Below are 244 nucleotides of genomic sequence, written 5' to 3'. Positions count from 1 at the left end.
CATCAAGTAAGGCTTTAGTGACTATAGTGACGTTGGTACGCTTTTGTGTAATTTCGTTTGTAACGAGCACTTCATCTTCGGTAAAGTTTCGCCCTGCAATTAAGTTAACGCCGTAGGTATTAATTGCGTGGTCATCTATAAAAATATAAGCGGTCCTGACACTTAGGCCTTCTTGTGGAGCAGGTTTTAAATTAAAGCTCGAAGCGCTGCCCCCCCCTGATAGCGGAATACTACTGCTTAATGC

The 244-nt window shown here is 43.0% G+C and carries 1 protein-coding gene; it reads right to left on the bottom strand.

All coding sequences use genetic code 11. The features are described 5' to 3' along the window. The coding region (locus AAEY83_RS17795; RefSeq protein ID WP_351061328.1) for a hypothetical protein at positions 1 to 244 on the bottom strand (244 nt) is incomplete at both ends.

Origin of the sequence: Psychrobacter sp. TB20-MNA-CIBAN-0197 (genome assembly GCF_040309765.1) — a bacterium.
Lineage (GTDB): Bacteria > Pseudomonadota > Gammaproteobacteria > Pseudomonadales > Moraxellaceae > Psychrobacter > Psychrobacter submarinus.
This window is presented reverse-complemented; position numbering and strand designations above follow the sequence as displayed.